We start from the raw sequence: 17,734 nt of genomic DNA on the forward strand, positions 1-17,734 counted from the left end.
GGCACAATGACAAGAGGGCTCCCGCGGGAGCCCTTTTTATCTATTGCCTTGCCATCAGGCGTGCATGCCGGCCAGCTCGTGGCGTTTGAGGGCCAGTAGCGTGATGAGCAGTGCGGCGCTGGCGATCAGCGCCATGCCGATATAGGTGGTGCTGAAACCCGGGGCCAGCACGGTCGGGCTCAGGCTGGCCAGATTGTGGCTGGTGCCCGTTGGCAGGGCGGAATGGAACAGCACGGCGCAGATGGCAACCCCGACCGCGCCCCCCAGCTCCCGGCCAAAGTTGAACAACGACATGCCGATGCCGCGATCCTCCCGTGGCAGGGCATTTTGCACCACCACCGAGAGGGCGGGCAGCACCAGTCCCAATCCCAAACCCGCAAAGCCGAGGGCCAGCCTGACCCAGGCGTCGAAGTGGATTTGCCACAGAGCCAGCGCCGCCAGGGCAAACCCGATCACCACGAAGCGCTTGTAGCGGCCGGTGTGACTAATGAGCTTGCCACCGACGAAGGCCCCGACGGTGATGCAAACCATGAAGATCACCAGGCTCACCCCGCTCTCGCTGGCACTCATCCCCTTTTGCCACTGCATCTGGAGGGGCAGATAGACCAGCATGGCGAACATCAGCAGCTGAGAGAGCATCGCCAGCAGCACGCTCACCAGATAACCGGGCAGCCGCGCCAGATGGGCCGGCAGTATGGGGTCGTGGGCACGGCGTTCGATCAGGATCAGCAACAACAGGGCGAGCACCAGGGCGGCGGCCAGCCAGATGGCGGGCAGGGCGGTTTCGGGCGACAGCAGCAACAGAGTCAGGGTGGTGACCGTGATGAGCAGGCCCGCCCCCTTCCAGTCGAAGCGGCTGTGGCGACGCACATTGAGCTGCTTGAGGTTGCGGTTGATGAGCCAGAGGGCGAGCACCCCCAGAGGCAGGTTAATCCAGAAGATCCAGCGCCAGCTCAGCTGCTCGGTAAAATAGCCGCCGAGCAGGGGCCCGGCGATGCTCGAAATCGCATAGACCATCGAGATATAACCCTGATACTTGCCCACCTCCCGCGGCGGTATGGTGTCGGCGATGACGGTGAAGGCGAGCGCAATCAGCCCCCCTCCTCCCATCCCCTGCAGCACTCGCGCAGCCAGCAAGGTCGGCAGATCCTGGGCCAGTGCACAGGCGACGGAACCTGTCAGAAACAGTCCAATACCGATGTTGAGCATTCTCACCCGGCCGAACTGATCGCTCAGCTTGCCATAGAGAGGGAGCACTGCGGTGGCAGCCAGCAAGTAGGCGGTGACCACCCAGGTGAGAGCGGCACCGGCGTTCAGCTCGGCGCCTATCATGGGCAGCGGCGTGGTGACTATGCTCTTTTCCAGTGAGCCCAGGGCGATCACCAGCGCCACGCTTGAGAAGATGGTTTTTGGGGACATGGAACGACTCGCTATTCAGGCTGGCCAACTCGGCCTATCACGGGCAGATCATTGTCACACAAATCAGCAAGAGGACAAAAATGGCCCTCCCCCGCACAACCATGAAGCAGATCCCACTCATGCCGCACCCAATCTGCTAGTCTGCCCCATTTGCTCCGAGGAACCACCATGCATGCCTACGACAGCTTTGCTCATTACGACGCCCTGATCTTCGACATGGATGGCACCCTGGTGGACTCCATGCCCCTGCATCTGGACGCCTGGGCGCTCACCTGCGCCGAATTCGGCATCCCCTTCGAGCGCGCTCAGCTCTACCAGTATGGTGGCATTCCGACCCGCAAGATCATCGCCATGCTGGCCGAGCAGCAGGGGCTGACGGTCGACGTCGAGGCCTTCGCCCGGCGCAAGATTGCTCTCTATCTGGAACAGATCGACCGGGTCAGCGTCTTTCCTGCCATGTGGGAGCTGGTCCGGCAATGCCACGGCAAGATACCTATGGGCATTGGCACAGGGTCGCCGCGCAATCAGGCGGAGTCGATCTTAAAGAGCACCGGGCTTGATGCCTATATCCAGGTGGTGGTGAGCGCCGATGATGTGAGTAACCACAAGCCACATCCGGACACCTTCCTGGAGGTGGCCAGACAACTTGGGGTCAATCCGGCCAACTGCCTGGTCTTTGAGGACACCCGGATCGGGATCGAAGCCGGCAAGGCGGCAGGGATGGAAACCATGCTGGTGATTGAGGGAGAGCCGGATCCGCGATAGTACAGATTGAGCGAACTTTCCCCACAAGCGAGGAAAAGAGCGGCGGTTGGCCGGGAAGGCGGGATCAGACTCCCGACACGCCGGTTATGGTAGCAGGGTGCGAGTTGGCCACATAAAAGTCGTCATGTGCCCCGGGTGCGTTCTCCATCTCCTCCTGACTTTGCAGTTGCGCCAGGGCGGCTGCCGGACTGTCGGCAAAGGTAGGGGCCGCGAGGGGGGCAAAACCCTGTTCAATCAGCTGGCCACGCTCGTCACCATAGCTGGGCGCATTGGCATCGAGATAGGTAAGAGCCTGACCTTGCTTGAAAAAATGATAGTAAGGCATCGAACGACCCCCCTAAAAAGAAAGCGCCATTCTACCCCTTTTCCCATCCCTGCCCGGGACGCAATTGGTGATCCCCTTCACAATTTGGCCAACAAAATGGACATACTTGCAGGAGCCTTTCCCTCTCTCCCATTCTCGACAACTGTCCCCATTCTATCGCCAGCAACAAAAACGCCTCCTGAAAGGAGGCGTTGCTTATGTCACTCTGGCTATCGCCGCATGGGCGACGAGAGCGTCGTTACATGGCGTTGGTGGATTCGAAAATCTTGTCGGCCGACGCCTCGACGAAACCCGGGTAGAGGGTGCCGTCGGCCTGCGGGTAACGCAGGGCAAATTCGTAGAAGCAGCTCGGGATGGTGTGTACACCGTCGCTGAAGGCCACCTCGGCCTTATCCGCCATGGTGGAGGATTGCTCCAGCATCACCTGCGGGTCCCCTTTCACTTCGCCACCCACGCTGTTCAGCACGAAACCGGCTGCTTTCAGCGCCCCATTCACCTGCTGAATGGTGTCGAACTCTTTGAGCTGATTGATATTGACCGTGAAGTGGTTGGCTCGATAACCCCAGGCAGCCATCCAGGCGGCGTACTCGCTCTCCGCCAGCAGGGTCTGGTAGTCGGCCCAGGAGACCTGCCAGGGGGCACCGGCATAGAGGAAGGCATGGGTGTCTGTCAGATGGTCGGGCACCTGATCCACCAGCTTGTGAATGATGGCCTGAGCGCCTTCGGAGAGCTCCTCCACCTTCAGCTCGCTGATGAACACCTTGGGAGCATCCGGATCCTTATGCTCGAAGTGCTTGGCGTAGAGCTTCTTGGCCTTGAACTCATACTCCCCCTTCTGCTCGTAACCGAGCGCCAGGAAGTGGGCCGCCAGCTTCTCCAGCCCCAGCTTGGGCAGGTTGTAGGTGCGAAACGCCACGTGGTCGTTGATGATGGGCTCGCCGCCACCCAGCAGGGCGTGCACCTTGAGGGCGCTTGGCGTCACCTTGATGTAGTTGTCCCACAGATGACTGAACAGGGTATCGATATCCTTTTGCATCTCTCTTTCCTTTGATTGCGGGTACAGACAGGGGCACCCAAAGGGTGCCCCTTTTTCGTTATTGTCAGAAAGTCAGGCCGGGGGACAGCTGCTCCGGCATGCTCGCCTTGCTGTCTTCGACGGAGGCCACCGGATACGCACAGTAGTCGGCGGCGTAGTAGGCGCTTGCCCTGTGGTTGCCGGAGGCTCCGATCCCGCCGAACGGGGCGGCACTGGAGGCGCCTGTGATGGGCTTGTTCCAGTTGACGATGCCGGCGCGGATGCGCTTGAAGAAGTGCTGCCAGTCCGCTTCCTTGTCGCCAAGCAGGCCGGCCGAGAGGCCGAAACTGGTGGCGTTCCCTTGATCGATGGCGGCATCGAAGTCGTCGTAACGAATGAGCTGCAGCAGCGGGCCGAAGTACTCTTCATCCGGCAGTGCGGCGACGCCGGTGACGTCTATGATGCCCGGGGAGACAAAACCGGTACCCGCTTCCAGGTGCTTGAGGGTGAGCAGGCTCTCGCCCCCCAGCGCTTGCAGGTTGGCTTGTGCCGACACCATGCCCAGCGCCGCCTTCTCGCTGATCATGGCGCCCATAAAGGGTTGAGTCGCATCATCGTAGTGACCGACCCTGATCTGGCCGACGACATCCACCAACCGCTTGACCAAGGCATCGCCCCGCTCACCGCGCTCGACAAACAGGCGGCGCGAGCAGGTGCAGCGCTGGCCGGAGGTGATGAAGGCGGATTGCACGATGGCATGGACGGCACCGTCGATGTCGCTCACGTCTTTCACGATCAGCGGGTTGTTGCCGCCCATCTCGAGGGCCAGGATCTTGCCGGGTTGGCCGGCAAACTGTTGATGGAGCAGGTGGCCGGTGCGGGAAGAACCGGTAAAGAAGAGACCGTCGATGCCGGGGTTGCCCGCCAGCGCCTTGCCGGTCTCGACCTCACCCTGCACCAGGTTGAGCACGCCCTTGGGCAGCCCCGCCTCCTGCCACACCTCGACCATGGCCTCGGCCACCATGGGGGTCAGCTCGGAGGGTTTGAACACGACTGTGTTGCCGGCGATCAGCGCCGGAACGATATGACCGTTGGGCAGATGGCCCGGGAAGTTGTAGGGGCCGAACACGGCGACTACGCCGTGAGGCTTGTGGCGCACGAAGGCCTTGGCACCCGGCATGGGATTCTCGACCGTGCCGGTGCGCTCGTCATGGGCGCGGATGGAGATGGCGATCTTGCCCTGCATGGCGGCCACTTCGGTGCGGGTCTCCCACAGCGGCTTGCCGGTTTCGCGGGCGATGGTCAGCGCCAGTGCTTCTTTGTGCTCACCGAGCAGGTCGGCATAGCGGCGCACAACGTCCAGACGCGCCTCAAGGCTCAGATCAGACCAATGGTAGAAGGCGGTGCGGGCGGCCTTGACGGCGGCATCCACTTGGGCCGGGCTGGCGGCCTCCCCTTGCCATATCACTTCATTCTTGGCCGGATCCCTTGATTCGAACGGCTTGCCTTCACCGGCCAGCCACTGGCCATCGATAAACTGCACTAAATGACTCATCCATTCACTCCCTGTGGTGTGCAGGCAGCCGAGGCTGCCTGTTTCATATTCGGTATTGCCGCCAGCCGGATCAGTCGAGATCGACTGCTCGCACCATGTCGCCATCCTGCACCTTGAGGGCCGCCGCCATCTTGGGTGGAATGATGGCTTCCTGCTTGTCGTGATCGACCCGGATATTGCCGTAGCAGGCGCGGTATTGCTCGAAGCGGGTGTTGCAAAGGAGGTAAGGGTGACCACCGATGGGCTCGCCGATCAGCACGCGCAGCTTCTGGCTGCGGCGCACACTGCGGATGTTCTTCAGCTCGCACTCCACCGCCGGGCCCGCGTCGAAGATGTCGACGTAGCCACGGTTCACAAACCCCTCGTCCTGCAGCATCTTGATGGCCGGGCGGGTCTTCTCGTGAGTCTGGCCGATGACGGCACGCGCCTCCTTGCTCAGCAAGTTGACGTAGATGGGGTACTTGGGCATCAGCTCGGCGATGAAGCGCTTCTTGCCGATACCGGTCAGATAGTCGACGGTAGGGAAATCCATCGAGAAGAAGTGGGTCTGCAGCCACTCGTAGAAGGGGCTGTGGCCATCGCTGTCCGAAACGCCGCGCATCTCGGCGAAGACGGTTTCGTCAAACAATTCGGGGTGCTCGGCCATGAACAGGAAACGGTGCTTGGAGAGCAGGCGGCCATTGAGCCCCTCGCGGGCGCATTCACGCAGAAACAGGGTGCAGAGCTCGGAATTGCCGGTGTAGTCGTTGGAGAGGGTGAGGGTCTCCACCACGTTGTAGACACCGAGCTTGGGGGAAGAGTGCACCACCTTGCCGATGTGATAGTTGTAAAACGGCTGGGACAGGCCGACCGCGGCGTCGATGGCACAGGTACCGACCATCTCGCCGGTCTCCAGATCCTCGGCCACGAAGAAGTAGAGGCAATCCCCCTTGCCCGCCGGTTTGTCCGAAAAAGTCTGGGTCGAGGCATCGATCTTGCGCTGCAATAACTCATCGTTGACGGGCAACGAGGTCATACCGGTGCCGGACTCGACGGCGCAGGTCTTGAGCCCGGCAAAATCTTTTTGCTCGATGGGACGGATAACCAACATAAATGACAACTCCCTTTCATTGACGACAGGTGGGGCCCCGGCTCCAGCCGGGAGGACTCCCCACCTCAATTTGGATCAGGCGTTAACCACCTGGGCAACCGCCTTCTCAAAGCGGGCCAACCCTTCCTTGATGTCCGCTTCCGGGATCACCAGAGACGGAGTGAAACGCACCACGTTGGTCCCTGCGACCAGCGCCATCAGTCCCTGATCGATGGAGGCCAGCAGGAAATCGCGGGAGCGCCCCTTGTAGTCTTCGTTCAGCACGGCGCCCAGCAGCAGGCCCTGGCCACGTACTTCGCTAAAGCAACGGTACTTGACATTGATGGCTTCGAGGCCTTCGCGGAACAGCTGCTCGCGCTGCTTGATACCGCTCAGCACTTCCGGGGTATTGACCACGTCGAGTACCGCCTCGGCGACGGCACAGGCCAGCGGGTTGCCGCCGTAGGTAGAGCCGTGAGTACCCACTTTCAGGTGGGAGGCGATCTCGGTAGTGGTCAGCATGGCGCCGATGGGGAAGCCGCCGCCAAGGGCCTTGGCGCTGGTGAGGATGTCCGGCGTCACGCCCAGGCCCATATAGGCGTAGAGCTCACCGGTACGACCGACACCGGACTGCACCTCATCGTAAACCAGCAGTGCATTGTGCTTGTCGCACAGCTCGCGCACCCCTTTGGCAAATTCGTCGGTGGGACGAATGATGCCACCCTCACCTTGCAGCGGCTCCATAACCACGGCGCAGGTATTGTCGGAGATGACGGCTGCCAGCTCTTCCAGATTGTTGTAGGTCACATGGGTGATGTCGGCAGGCTTGGGACCGAAACCGTCGGAGTAGGCGGCCTGGCCACCCACGCTCACGGTAAAGAAGGTACGACCGTGGAAACCCTGATGGAAGGCGATGATCTGGGTCTTGTGGGGACCAAACTTCTCGATGGCGTAACGACGGGCCAGCTTGAGGGCCGCCTCGTTGGCCTCGGCGCCCGAGTTGCAGAAGTAGACCTTGTCGGCAAACGTGGCGGCGACCAGCTTCTTGGCCAGACGCAGGGCCGGCTCGTTGGTCATCACGTTGGAGAGATGCCACAGCTTCTCGCCCTGGGTTTTCAGGGCGTCGACCAGCTTGGGATGACAATGACCCAGGCCATTGACCGCGATACCGCCGGCAAAGTCGATATATTCACGGCCTTCCTGATCCCAGACACGCGACCCCTCACCACGCACCGGGATGATCTTGGCCGGCGCATAGTTGGGAACCATCACTTCATCAAACACTTCACGTGTCACTGCCAACAACTCTGACATATAGCTCTCCTTCGAACTGGCAGCAGAATAATCCACCGCTCAAAAGTTAAATCCGTGTAAACGTGACGGGATTATCACAGAAATAAAGTAAAAAGTCTGTAACAAAACGGACTATGGGGAACAATCTTCGATTAGCCTTGAGATTTTAGGCAACCGCATTGCATAACGTATCAAGGGGGCTTGGCAAGAGATAATTTGGGCAGGAGGGGCAGTGAATAAACTATCAGGGAAATTTTTTTTGCCTTCTCTCGATTCTGAGAGGGCGATCACGAATTTTTACGAACGAGCGAGAAAATTGGCCAGTAACTGATGGCCTTGCTCACTCAAAATGCTCTCCGGATGGAACTGTACTCCTTCGACATCAAGCGTCTTGTGGCGCAGCCCCATGATCTCGTCAAACGAGCCATCGGCATGATCGCTCCAAGCGGTGATCTCGAAGCAATCGGGCAGCGTTGCCTGCTCTACCACCAGCGAGTGATAGCGGGTCACCCGCAGCGGATCCTTGAGCCCCTTGAAGACCCCCTCGCCCCGATGGCGAATGAGCGAGGTCTTGCCATGCATCACCTGACGGGCTCGCACCACGCGGGCACCAAACGCCTGTGCCAGGGACTGGTGACCAAGGCAGACACCGAGAATGGGCAATCGGCCGGAAAAATGGGTAATAGCGGCGAGGGAAATACCCGCCTCGTTGGGCGTGCAGGGGCCGGGAGAAATAACCAGATAGCGGGGAGATAATTGCGTAATGTCGGTCAGAGTCAGCTCATCATTACGCCTGACCACTACTTCTTGTCCCAGGGCGCCAAAATATTGCACCAGGTTCCAGGTAAAGGAGTCGTAGTTATCGATCAATAACAGCATGTGATAACCAGTGGCCGAGAATTAACGGTCGAGAAAACGACCCTGTTCCATTTCCCGTTCACGCTGGCATTCGGCCAGATAGATGGCGGCAGCAATGGCGGGAGTTTTGTGATGCTTGTCGATGGCATTGGAAACCATCAGTTGCAGGGTATTGAGGTTTTTAGCCTTGCGGAATTTACGCAGCCAGTGACCCTTGTCACTCAGCTCTTCAACGGAGACATTTGATTGAACGGACATACTTGCTCTTGGGGAAATAACCCGGGTTGAAAAAGGGAAATAATTAAACAATTAACAGCAGGGAAAATAAAGAAAGCTAGGCAAATACCCAGCTCTCTTCTACTACACCTTCCCAGTATGTCAGGCTCGAGGAACGAAGCCGACTACATCATATACGCTGGTCAGGGTTTTTTCAGCTCTTTCGCGCGCCTTTTGTGCGCCTTCCGCCAAAATAGCAATCAGATGAGTCTCATCCTGACGCAGTTCGTGGAAACGGGCCTGGATGGGCTCCAGCAAGGCCACCACGGCCTCGGCGGTTTCGGTCTTGAGGTGACCGTACATCTTGCCTTCGAAGTGCTGTTCCAGCTCCGGGATGGAGCGGCCGGTCACCCCGGACATCAGGGTCAGCAGGTTGGAGACGCCTGGTTTGTTCTCCGGATCGAAACGCACCACGGCAGGATCATCGGAGTCGGTGACCGCACGCTTGATCTTCTTGACGATCTGCTTGGGGTCTTCCAGCAAGCCGATGAAGTTGGCCTCGTTGTCGTCTGACTTGGACATCTTCTTGGTCGGATCCTGCAGGCTCATCACCCGCGCCCCTTCGTTCGGAATGAAAGGCTCCGGCATGGTGAACACCTCGCCGTACAGGTTGTTGAAACGGGTGCAGATGTCGCGGGTCAGCTCCAGGTGCTGCTTCTGGTCATTGCCGACCGGCACCTGATTGGCCTGATAGAGCAGGATGTCGGCCGCCATCAGCACCGGATAGCCAAACAGACCGACGTTGACGTTGTTCTCGAAACGGGCGGACTTGTCCTTGAACTGGGTCATGCGCGACAGCTCACCCATCTGGGTGTAGCAGTTGAGGATCCAGCCCAGCTCGGCGTGCTGCGGTACGTGGGACTGGATGAAAACGGTGCTCTTCTTGGGATCGATCCCCACCGCCAGATAGAGGGCGGCGGCATCGAGACAGGCCTTGCGCAGTGCCACCGGATCCTGACGGGTAGTGATGGCGTGCAGGTCGACGATGCAGTAGAGGCAATCGTACTCATCCTGCATGTTGACCCACTGACGCAGGGCTCCCATGTAGTTGCCGATAGTCAGTTGGCCAGAGGGCTGTGCGCCGCTCAATACGATAGGTTTAGTCATGAGAGTAGTAATCCTTGTTATTCAGCCAGCCCAGCTGCGCTATTAGACCAAAAGTGCATCGAGCTGTGCAAACTGCTCGCATACCCAGTCAGGATGGGAATCGGCGATAGGGCGGCCATAGTTGTAGCCGTAGGTGAGCCCCACTACCTTCATGCCGGCCGCCTTGGCAGCCAGCACGTCATTTTCGGAGTCGCCCACCATCAGGGTGCGAGCCGGGCTCACCCCCAGTTCGTGGCAGGCGTGCAGCAGGGGCTCCGGATTGGGTTTCTTCTGGGGAACGCAGTTGCCGCCAAGCCAGAGAGCGAAGCAATCGGCAATGCCGAGGGCATCGAGAATGGGCTGCACGAACTGGCTCGGTTTGTTGGTTACCACCGCCTGGCGGTAACCCAGTTTCTGCAGGCGGCGCAGGCTCTGCTCCACCCCCTCATACATGTCCAGTCCTTGCAGCAGGCAAGCCTGATAGTGACCGTCAAACAGGGCACGGGCCTTGGCAAACAGCGTCGGATCGGCTTCGCAATGGGCAAGCGCCCGCTGGATCAGCTTGTCGGCACCGTTGCCGACCCAGGTGCGCACCAGCGCCTCGTCGGCCTCGGCCAGCTCCAGGTCGGCCAGAGTACGGTTGACCGCCAGTGCCAGCTGGGCGGCACTGTCGATGAGGGTGCCATCCAGATCGAACAGCACCAGATCAAATTCACGATTAACGACGGACATCAGCAAGCTCCGCACGCATCTGATCGATAACGGCCTTGTAGTCCGGCTTGCCGAAGATGGCGGAACCGGCCACGAACATGTCGGCACCGGCCTCGGCGATCTCGCGGATGTTGTCGACCTTCACCCCGCCGTCAATCTCGAGGCGGATGTCACGGCCGCTCTCGTCGATCAGGCGGCGCACCTGGCGCAGCTTGTCGAGGGTACCGGGGATGAAGCTCTGGCCACCGAAGCCCGGGTTGACCGACATCAGCAGGATCACGTCCAGCTTGTCCATCACATACTCGAGGTAGGAGAGAGAGGTGGCCGGGTTGAGCACCAGGCCAGCCTGGCAGCCCTGCTCCTTGATGAGACCGAGGGAGCGGTCAACGTGATCGGAGGCTTCCGGGTGGAAGGTGATGAGGGAAGCCCCGGCCTTGGCGAAATCGGGAATGATGCGATCCACCGGCTTGACCATCAGATGGACGTCGATGGGAGCCTCGATGCCGTAGTCGCGCAGGGCCTGACAGACCATGGGGCCGATAGTCAGGTTCGGCACATAGTGGTTGTCCATCACGTCGAAGTGAACCACGTCGGCACCGGCAGCCAGCACCTTGGCAACATCGTCACCCAGACGGGCGAAATCGGCGGAGAGGATCGAGGGGGCAATCAGAAAGTCTTTCATCAGCATCATCCATTGGCAGCCAGGGAGAAAAAACGGCGCAATTTTAGCGTAAATATCCGGTGAAAACGACTCGAAAGGCCGAGAAAGGGGGCAATCCTTCCCGCCACCCCCTCCACGATCCCAATGCCACCCTGGTGGATGACAAAACGCCAACAAAAAACGGCGCCCTCGGGCGCCGTTTTATCAGCTCAGCGGCAGCAGCTCGCTGTCGCTTGGGTAATACCCCTGCTCAGGCTCGATGCCGGGCGGATAGAGCGCCAGCAGTTCGGCCACCTTGTTGCGGGTACCGCCGTTGCGGCTGATGGTGCGCTTGACCAGGATCTCGTCGAACCTAGCACCACGATAAAGATCTCTGGTCAACTTCATGTCGTGATTACTGATAAGTACGGGAACCCCTTTCTCAGCAGCAGTTTGTCGAGCTAACTGCGACAGCACCACCTGATCGTCCAGAGTAAAACCGCAGGCGGCATAACTGGTAAAGCTAGCGGTAGTGGAGAGAGGGACATAAGGGGGATCACAGTAGATCACCCAATCCTCCTCAGCCCGCTTGATGGCATCGGCGTAGCTTTCGCAGATGAAGGTCGCCTTCTGCGCCTTTTCGGCGAAGGCCCACAGCTCCTTCTCCGGGAAATAGGGCTTCTTGTAGGAACCGAAAGGCACGTTGAAACCGCCCTTCTTGTTGTAGCGACACAGGCCATTGAAACCGTGACGGTTGAGGAACAGGAACAGCAACGCCCGCTCGAAGGTGTCTTCGGTGTGGTTGAACTGGGTGCGCAGCCGGTAATAGGCCGCCTTGTGGTTGTGTTCAGCTACAAAGAGCTTGCGCGCCTCGTCGATAAAATGATCCGGCGTCAGCTTGAGATGATTGTAGAGACTGATCAGATCCGGATTGATGTCGTTGAGCACATAGGCGTCGTAGTCGGTGTTGAGAAACACGGACCCGGCCCCGACGAAGGGCTCCAGCAACACACGCCCGGCCGGCAAGCGCTCGGCGATCTCTTCAACCAGGGAGTATTTTCCCCCGGCCCATTTTAAAAAAGCGCGTGTTTTCTTCATGGAAATCCGGTGTGTAAGAAGGCAAGACCCAAAAAGGGGGATGATTCTACCCCCTTATCCGGTATCAAGGCTATTGCTTCAGCTCTTTTTGTACCTGAGCAAACGACTTGGGCCAGGGTTGCCCTTTCAGCAGGGCTGGCGACAGCTTGCGGATCGCGCTCTTGGCCTGGGTCAGGGTCGCGTAGTCCCCCTGCAGCACCACAAACCAGGGGCTGCCGCGGAACTGGGTCTGATAAACCCAGACCTTGCCGGACAAACCATGTTCGGCAACAAACTGATCCACCGCCTTGGTGTTGCTCGCCCCCATCAGCTGGATGCTGTAGTGGTTGCGTGCCTTCTTGTTCAGGGTCGCCACCGGGGTCAGGGCCACCTTGGGAGCCGGCACAGCCGCCGGCTGAACGGCCGGTTGGCTCGTAGTGGCCGAAGGCTCGGCTGCCTTGACAGGCTTTTGCTGTGCGCCGCTTGCCGCGCTGGCAACGGCGCCGCTGGCTACTGTGCTCTTGCCGGTCAGCTCGTCGACCACCTCGGTCGGCAGGGCACCGCTCACGCCGGGATCCGTCATCAACTTCTGGACGACTTCATCGGAGATCACCACCCGGCGCCCTTCATAGTTGGTGGACTCGGTAGTGACGGTATCACTCTCTACCGACTTGGGCAGCACTTTCGCCTCCGGCTGCCAATCCTTGACCACGGAGTTGGGATTCGTAGCTGCGCCATCATCTTGTCCCTTGGCGGCTCCGTCATCAGCGCCACCCGTGGTGACGGGAGAATCGCCCGGAACCGGAGGCGGCAGGGCCGTCGTTTGAGTCGATTCCTGAGGGGTGGTGGAGGTGTCACCACCAAACAGGGCCGGCAGCAAATAGCTCAGGGCCAGCAGGCCAGCCGCCAGCGCGGCAATAGAGAGGGCAACCTTTTTGACAGGCAGCTCTGCCTGACGCTTCTTGGGCCTTCTGTCGGTCATGATATCCTCCAGTAACTGCATGATGGTGGACGGGTGTCCACTTGCCGTTGTCAGGATCTCTTCCACTTTCACTTTGGGCAAGAGGGCTGTCGGGATCTTGAGCTCCTTGGCCTTCTCGTACAAGAAGATGCGTTGCTCCGGCGGACTCAGAGGCTGGACCTCCAGCTCGAGGGGCGGCATGGCGCGTCCCTTGAGCAGTGGCCGCTGACTACGACACCAGATGTCACTGCCCGAGACCAGGATGGCCAGCTGGTGCGGCGCTGCCAGAGTATCGTTGTGACGACTGATGGCCCACAGCTCGCCCAGCACGTCGGCGGGCAGCTCATCGGCCCGTTCGATGATCAGCAGCAGGGTCGCCGGCTTGGCCCCCTCCAGCATGCGAAAGAAGCTGTCTGCCAGCGCATCCTGAGGATTAAACAGGGGACGGGCCACCACCTGGGGCAGCAGCAGCTGACGCACATCCGCCATCTTCATGGCCGGCGTGCCAATCAGGCTGACGACACGTACCTTTTCCGGCAACTGGCTGATCAGGGTCTCGCACAGAGTGCCGCGACCACTGCCCGGTTTACCGGAGAGAAAAATGAAAGGGTGATTGAATTCAATCAGATGCAGCAGCCGGTCAACCAGCTGCCGCTGGGAAGGAAGCTTAAGCAGCTTATTATTAGTCACGTCCAGACTCGATCACCGCCAACAATTCGGCATCAGAGACATCGGCCACCACCTGTGCATGGCCGATACCCACCGGCAATACCAGGCGCAGCTTGCCTTCGAGGACCTTCTTGTCGCGGCGCATATGGCGAATGAAGGCGGCAAAATCCATCTCTGCCGGGGCCTTGATGGGCAGATTGGCCGCCAGCAGCAAGGCGCGAACGCGTGCCACCTGTGATTCGGTCATCTCCCCCCTGGCCAGCGCAGTGTCTGCCGCCAGCATGGTGCCGGCCGCAACGGCCTCGCCATGGAGCCAGTTGCCATAGCCCTGTTCGGCCTCGATGGCATGGCCAAAGGTATGACCCAGATTGAGCAGTGCACGTACCCCCTGCTCGGTCTCGTCCTGCCCGACCACATCGGCCTTGATTTCGCAGCAGCGTTTGATGGCATAGGAGAGGGCGGCAGGGTCCAGCCGTTGCAGACGGGTCATGTTCTGCTCCAGCCAGCTGAAGAACTCGGCATCCCAAATGATGCCGTACTTGATCACCTCGGCCATTCCGGCGGCAAATTCACGCGCAGGCAGGGTGCTCAGGCACTCGGTGTCGATGATGACCTGTCTGGGCTGATAGAAAGCCCCGATCATGTTCTTGCCGAGGGGATGATTGACGGCGGTCTTGCCGCCGACGGAGGAGTCAACCTGGGAGAGAAGTGTGGTCGGGATCTGGATAAAAGGAATGCCACGTTGATAGCTTGCTGCCGCAAAGCCCACCACATCCCCTATCACACCGCCCCCCAGGGCGATCAGCGTAGTATCACGCCCATGGTTGGTTTCAAGCAGAGCAGACATGATCTGCTCAAAGGTCGCCAGGTTCTTGTAGGCCTCGCCATCTGGCAGGATCAGGTGTTCTACCTGAAAATCCGACAGCAGGGCGCTGACCCGTTCAAGATAGAGAGGGGCGACGACCGTATTGGTCACTATCATCACCCGCTTGCCCTTGATGGCCGATGCCAGCACCTCGGGGCGCTGCAACAAGCCTGCGGCTATCTCGATGGGATAGCTGCGTTCACCCAGTTCGACCTTCAACCGTTCCATGGACGTCCTCTAGATTACATACCGATCAGTTTTACGATTTGATTGGCAACGATTTTGGCGCTCTGGTCGTCGGTGTGCACCACAAAATCGGCCACCTCTTCATACAGGGCATTGCGCTCTTTTGCCAGACGCTCGAGCACTTCACGTGCCGGCTCTTCGGTCTGCAGCAGGGGGCGACGCTTGTCACGCTGGGTGCGCGCCAGCTGCTTTTCGATAGTGGTTTCGAGATAGACCACGATCCCGCGGGCAGACAACTTGTTGCGGGTTTCGCGGCTCTTGATGGCACCGCCACCGGTCGCCAGCACGATACCCTGCTGCTCCGACAGCTCGCCGATCACCTTCTCTTCGCGAATACGGAAACCCTCTTCGCCTTCAACATCGAACACCCAGCTGATATCAGCACCACTGCGGCGCTCAATCTCATGATCTGAGTCGAAAAACTCCATATGCAGTTGTTCTGCCAGATGTCTACCTATGGTGCTCTTGCCCGCACCCATGGGACCTATCAGGAAAATATTGCGTTTCTCAGCCATGTCTTTTCGTTAGTAATTACAAACTGTACGACCCCGATAAATGCTGGATCGGGGTACCTATGAACCTTATCTTGCGATGGATCAGGAGGGGGATTATCTCAATAGAAATCAGGACTGGCAACCGCAGCCCTTACGCCCCAGCCTCATTGGGGCGTAAGGTTATATGTGTTTTACCTTCACATGTAAAGCCTTCAGAAAGCGTCGGTCACTATCTTGGGCGTCACGAAAATCAGCAGCTCGCGCTTTTTGTTTTCGCTGGTGGTCTTGCGAAACAGCGCCCCCAACCCCGGGATATCCCCCAGCAACGGCACCTTGGTCACATCGCTCTTGATGGTCTGCTGATAGATGCCGCCGAGCACAAGCGTCTCGCCATTGTTGACCAGCACCTGAGTGGTGATGGACTGGGCGTTGATGGAGACGGCATCGCCGGTACCGGTCGGCACGGTTTCACCCTTGGTATCCTGGGTCACGGTCAGATCGAGAATGACACGGTTGTCAGGGGTGATCTGCGGCGTCACTTTCAGACTCAGCACCGCCTTCTTGAAGGTGACAGAGGTCGCCCCGCTGGAGGAGGATTCCACATAGGGGATCTCGGTACCCTGCTCGATCAGCGCCGGTTTCTGGTTGGCCGTGGTAACCCGGGGGCTTGCGATGATCTCGGCCTTGCTCTCTTTTTCAAGAGCAGAGAGCTCGAGATCCAGCAGAGTACCATTGGCCAAACGGGCAACCTGGAAGGCCAGGGTACCGGCCGCATTGGTCACCGGCAGATTGACGTTCAACCTGTCATCGGCGCCGGGTCTGGTGATGGCCGACACACCGTTATCGTTGCCGGAGCTATCATTGCCTTCGATGCTGCCCGAGGTGCTGTTGCCGTGCCCGTCGTTCTTGGTTACCCCCCAGCGCACCCCGAGGGCCTCGTCAAAGCCATCATCTATGGTCACCATGCGGGCTTCGATCACCACCTGCTTGACCGGAATGTCGAGAATGTCGAGCATCCGCTTGATGCTGCTGATCACATCCGCCGTATCCTTGACCACCAACACGTTGGTGCGCTCATCCACGCTCACGGCGCCACGGGGGGAGAGCAGCTTGGTACTGTCGGATGACAGCAGGGCAGCCACCTCGGATGCCTTGGCGTAGTTGATCTGCAGATATTCGGTGTAGAGCGGGGCAAGATCCGCCACCTGATTTCGGCTCTCAAGCTGCTGTTTCTCCCGGGTCGCAATCTCGTCGGCAGGAGCCACCAGCAGGATGTTGTTATCCAGCCGCTTGTCCAGCCCCCGCACTTTCAGAATGATGTCGAGGGCCTGCTCCCAGGGCACGCCATCCAACCGCAGGGTGATGTTGCCCCCGACCGAATCGGTCGTTACCAGGTTGAGATTGTTGAAATCGGCGATCAACTGCAACACGGTACGAACGGGGATATCCTGGAAGTTCAAGGAGATGGGCTTGCCCTGATACTGCTTGGCAGCGGTAGCTGCGCGCTTTTTCACCTCGATGATGAAGAGCTTGTCAGCCTGATCGTAGCGATAGTCAAACTGGCCATTCACCGACAGCTCAAACAGGGTATCGTTGCCCTGACGCGATACCTCCACCTGGGAGACCGGCGTCGCGAAATCCTGCACATTGATGAGATTGAGCAAGCCATCCGGCACCCGGGTGCCGTGGAATTTGGCCAGTACCGTCTGGCCCCGGCTGCTCACATCCACGGCCGCCGAGCTGTTGTCCAGCGTCACCAGAAACTCACCCTGGCCATCCTTGCCGCGGCGAAAATCAACACCGGTCACCGAGTTGAAATAGGCTCCGCCGCCGTTGCTCTGATAACTGTTGAGCACGGGTTTGGAGGCTGTCGGGGCAGCCACCGGCGCTGTCGCCGGCATCGACTTGGCGACCACCTGGGTATTGATGAGTGCCGACGGGGAGGAAGCGGGCGTCGAAGCGGTGACTGCGGGTGCCAACAATGCACTGTCATTGCTGCCAAGAGAGGAGGAAGATGCCCCTTCCCCCAGCGACACCAGCAACTTGCTGCCTTGCTGCCTGACCTGATAGGGCGCCAGCTGATCGAGAGCAATCTTGATGTCGAGCCCGGCGCCCTTGCCTTCCACCTTGATGCTGTCAACCCCCTGGCGCTGGATCGGCAAGGGGTTCACTTTCAATGCACCCACCGCACCGGGCACATGCAGCAACAGCTGGTTGGGTTGGTAGGAGAGGCGATCGGTAAAGCCGCTGACAGGCTCGCTAAAACTGAGTTCCAGTTGCAACTGGTCTGCAAGCAAGGGATTCACCTTCACTTCCTGCAGGGTTGCCACCGCCCAGGCCTGGCCGAAGAAGGCACTGGCACAAAACAGCAGAGCCACTTTGGTTACACACTCTCTTGTTGTTTTCATTG

General features: G+C 59.4%; 17 protein-coding genes. 1 reads left to right on the forward strand and 16 read right to left on the reverse strand.

Features of this window, described 5'->3' with window-relative positions; genetic code table 11:
* Positions 1–54 precede the first annotated feature (54 nt).
* Complete coding sequence (locus tag ACB034_RS13310; protein ID WP_371173010.1) at positions 55–1,419, reverse strand: MDR family MFS transporter; 1,365 nt, start codon at positions 1,417–1,419, stop codon at positions 55–57.
* Between the two features lie 168 nt (positions 1,420–1,587).
* On the opposite strand from ACB034_RS13310, the gene ACB034_RS13315 reads away from it, so the two are divergent.
* Positions 1,588–2,184, forward strand: a complete 597-nt coding sequence (locus tag ACB034_RS13315; protein WP_042072264.1) for an HAD family phosphatase — start codon at positions 1,588–1,590, stop codon at positions 2,182–2,184.
* A gap of 64 nt (positions 2,185–2,248) precedes the next feature.
* On the opposite strand, the gene ACB034_RS13320 is transcribed toward ACB034_RS13315, so the two are convergent.
* From ACB034_RS13320 to ACB034_RS13390, 15 genes are all read right to left on the reverse strand, one after another.
* A complete protein-coding gene (locus tag ACB034_RS13320) occupies positions 2,249–2,509 on the reverse strand; it encodes a hypothetical protein (RefSeq protein ID WP_371173011.1) in 261 nt (86 codons plus the stop codon).
* Between the two features lie 238 nt (positions 2,510–2,747).
* Entirely contained in the window at positions 2,748–3,545 is a 798-nt protein-coding gene (locus tag ACB034_RS13325; RefSeq protein WP_201940365.1) for a DUF1338 domain-containing protein, read from the reverse strand.
* 64 nt (positions 3,546–3,609) lie between these two features.
* The gene (gene astD / locus ACB034_RS13330; RefSeq protein ID WP_371173012.1) at positions 3,610–5,079 is read right to left on the reverse strand and encodes a succinylglutamate-semialdehyde dehydrogenase; all 1,470 of its coding nucleotides are present in this window, start codon (positions 5,077–5,079) and stop codon (positions 3,610–3,612) included.
* Positions 5,080–5,149: 70 nt separating this feature from the next.
* Positions 5,150–6,169 (reverse strand): arginine N-succinyltransferase, encoded by a 1,020-nt coding sequence (astA, locus tag ACB034_RS13335; protein ID WP_124239825.1) that lies wholly within the window; start codon positions 6,167–6,169, stop codon positions 5,150–5,152.
* A 75-nt stretch (positions 6,170–6,244) separates the two neighbouring features.
* Complete coding sequence (locus tag ACB034_RS13340) at positions 6,245–7,462, reverse strand: aspartate aminotransferase family protein (RefSeq protein WP_371173013.1); 1,218 nt, start codon at positions 7,460–7,462, stop codon at positions 6,245–6,247.
* A 276-nt stretch (positions 7,463–7,738) separates the two neighbouring features.
* The gene (locus tag ACB034_RS13345) at positions 7,739–8,320 is read right to left on the reverse strand and encodes an aminodeoxychorismate synthase component II (RefSeq protein ID WP_371173014.1); all 582 of its coding nucleotides are present in this window, start codon (positions 8,318–8,320) and stop codon (positions 7,739–7,741) included.
* A 21-nt stretch (positions 8,321–8,341) separates the two neighbouring features.
* A complete protein-coding gene (locus ACB034_RS13350) occupies positions 8,342–8,557 on the reverse strand; it encodes a hypothetical protein (RefSeq protein WP_026455946.1) in 216 nt (71 codons plus the stop codon).
* A gap of 120 nt (positions 8,558–8,677) precedes the next feature.
* Complete coding sequence (gene trpS, locus ACB034_RS13355) at positions 8,678–9,682, reverse strand: tryptophan--tRNA ligase (RefSeq protein WP_371173015.1); 1,005 nt, start codon at positions 9,680–9,682, stop codon at positions 8,678–8,680.
* 42 nt (positions 9,683–9,724) lie between these two features.
* Entirely contained in the window at positions 9,725–10,393 is a 669-nt protein-coding gene (locus ACB034_RS13360; protein WP_371173016.1) for a phosphoglycolate phosphatase, read from the reverse strand.
* A complete protein-coding gene (gene rpe, locus ACB034_RS13365) occupies positions 10,380–11,054 on the reverse strand; it encodes a ribulose-phosphate 3-epimerase (RefSeq protein ID WP_371173017.1) in 675 nt (224 codons plus the stop codon). Before rpe ends, ACB034_RS13360 begins: the two co-directional genes overlap by 14 nt.
* Before the next feature lie 183 nt (positions 11,055–11,237).
* Complete coding sequence (locus tag ACB034_RS13370; RefSeq protein WP_371173018.1) at positions 11,238–12,110, reverse strand: Dam family site-specific DNA-(adenine-N6)-methyltransferase; 873 nt, start codon at positions 12,108–12,110, stop codon at positions 11,238–11,240.
* Positions 12,111–12,180: 70 nt separating this feature from the next.
* Complete coding sequence (locus tag ACB034_RS13375; protein ID WP_371173019.1) at positions 12,181–13,740, reverse strand: SPOR domain-containing protein; 1,560 nt, start codon at positions 13,738–13,740, stop codon at positions 12,181–12,183.
* Positions 13,733–14,812 carry a 3-dehydroquinate synthase gene (gene aroB / locus ACB034_RS13380; protein WP_042025671.1) on the reverse strand — a complete coding sequence of 360 codons (1,080 nt, stop codon included), beginning with the start codon at positions 14,810–14,812 and terminating at the stop codon, positions 13,733–13,735. Before aroB ends, ACB034_RS13375 begins: the two co-directional genes overlap by 8 nt.
* A gap of 14 nt (positions 14,813–14,826) precedes the next feature.
* On the reverse strand, positions 14,827–15,345 hold the full coding sequence (gene aroK / locus ACB034_RS13385) for a shikimate kinase AroK (RefSeq protein ID WP_042025672.1): 519 nt from the start codon (positions 15,343–15,345) through the stop codon (positions 14,827–14,829).
* 191 nt (positions 15,346–15,536) lie between these two features.
* The gene (locus ACB034_RS13390) at positions 15,537–17,732 is read right to left on the reverse strand and encodes a type IV pilus secretin PilQ (protein ID WP_216992869.1); all 2,196 of its coding nucleotides are present in this window, start codon (positions 17,730–17,732) and stop codon (positions 15,537–15,539) included.
* Between the last annotated feature and the right edge of the window lie 2 nt (positions 17,733–17,734).

The sequence above is a fragment of the Aeromonas sp. S18(2024) genome, from assembly GCF_041402525.1.
Lineage (GTDB): Bacteria > Pseudomonadota > Gammaproteobacteria > Enterobacterales > Aeromonadaceae > Aeromonas > Aeromonas enteropelogenes.

What these genes read in the sequence shown, in the direction of transcription:
- ACB034_RS13310 (WP_371173010.1), bottom strand. Translation starts at nt 1,419, where the DNA reads ATGTCCCCAAAAACCATCTTCTCAAGCGTGGCGCTGGTGATCGCCCTG.
- ACB034_RS13315 (WP_042072264.1), top strand. Translation starts at nt 1,588, where the DNA reads ATGCATGCCTACGACAGCTTTGCTCATTACGACGCCCTGATCTTCGAC.
- ACB034_RS13320 (WP_371173011.1), bottom strand. Translation starts at nt 2,509, where the DNA reads ATGCCTTACTATCATTTTTTCAAGCAAGGTCAGGCTCTTACCTATCTC.
- ACB034_RS13325 (WP_201940365.1), bottom strand. Translation starts at nt 3,545, where the DNA reads ATGCAAAAGGATATCGATACCCTGTTCAGTCATCTGTGGGACAACTAC.
- astD (WP_371173012.1), bottom strand. Translation starts at nt 5,079, where the DNA reads ATGAGTCATTTAGTGCAGTTTATCGATGGCCAGTGGCTGGCCGGTGAA.
- astA (WP_124239825.1), bottom strand. Translation starts at nt 6,169, where the DNA reads ATGTTGGTTATCCGTCCCATCGAGCAAAAAGATTTTGCCGGGCTCAAG.
- ACB034_RS13340 (WP_371173013.1), bottom strand. Translation starts at nt 7,462, where the DNA reads ATGTCAGAGTTGTTGGCAGTGACACGTGAAGTGTTTGATGAAGTGATG.
- ACB034_RS13345 (WP_371173014.1), bottom strand. Translation starts at nt 8,320, where the DNA reads ATGCTGTTATTGATCGATAACTACGACTCCTTTACCTGGAACCTGGTG.
- ACB034_RS13350 (WP_026455946.1), bottom strand. Translation starts at nt 8,557, where the DNA reads ATGTCCGTTCAATCAAATGTCTCCGTTGAAGAGCTGAGTGACAAGGGT.
- trpS (WP_371173015.1), bottom strand. Translation starts at nt 9,682, where the DNA reads ATGACTAAACCTATCGTATTGAGCGGCGCACAGCCCTCTGGCCAACTG.
- ACB034_RS13360 (WP_371173016.1), bottom strand. Translation starts at nt 10,393, where the DNA reads ATGTCCGTCGTTAATCGTGAATTTGATCTGGTGCTGTTCGATCTGGAT.
- rpe (WP_371173017.1), bottom strand. Translation starts at nt 11,054, where the DNA reads ATGAAAGACTTTCTGATTGCCCCCTCGATCCTCTCCGCCGATTTCGCC.
- ACB034_RS13370 (WP_371173018.1), bottom strand. Translation starts at nt 12,110, where the DNA reads ATGAAGAAAACACGCGCTTTTTTAAAATGGGCCGGGGGAAAATACTCC.
- aroB (WP_042025671.1), bottom strand. Translation starts at nt 14,812, where the DNA reads ATGGAACGGTTGAAGGTCGAACTGGGTGAACGCAGCTATCCCATCGAG.
- aroK (WP_042025672.1), bottom strand. Translation starts at nt 15,345, where the DNA reads ATGGCTGAGAAACGCAATATTTTCCTGATAGGTCCCATGGGTGCGGGC.
- ACB034_RS13390 (WP_216992869.1), bottom strand. Translation starts at nt 17,732, where the DNA reads ATGAAAACAACAAGAGAGTGTGTAACCAAAGTGGCTCTGCTGTTTTGT.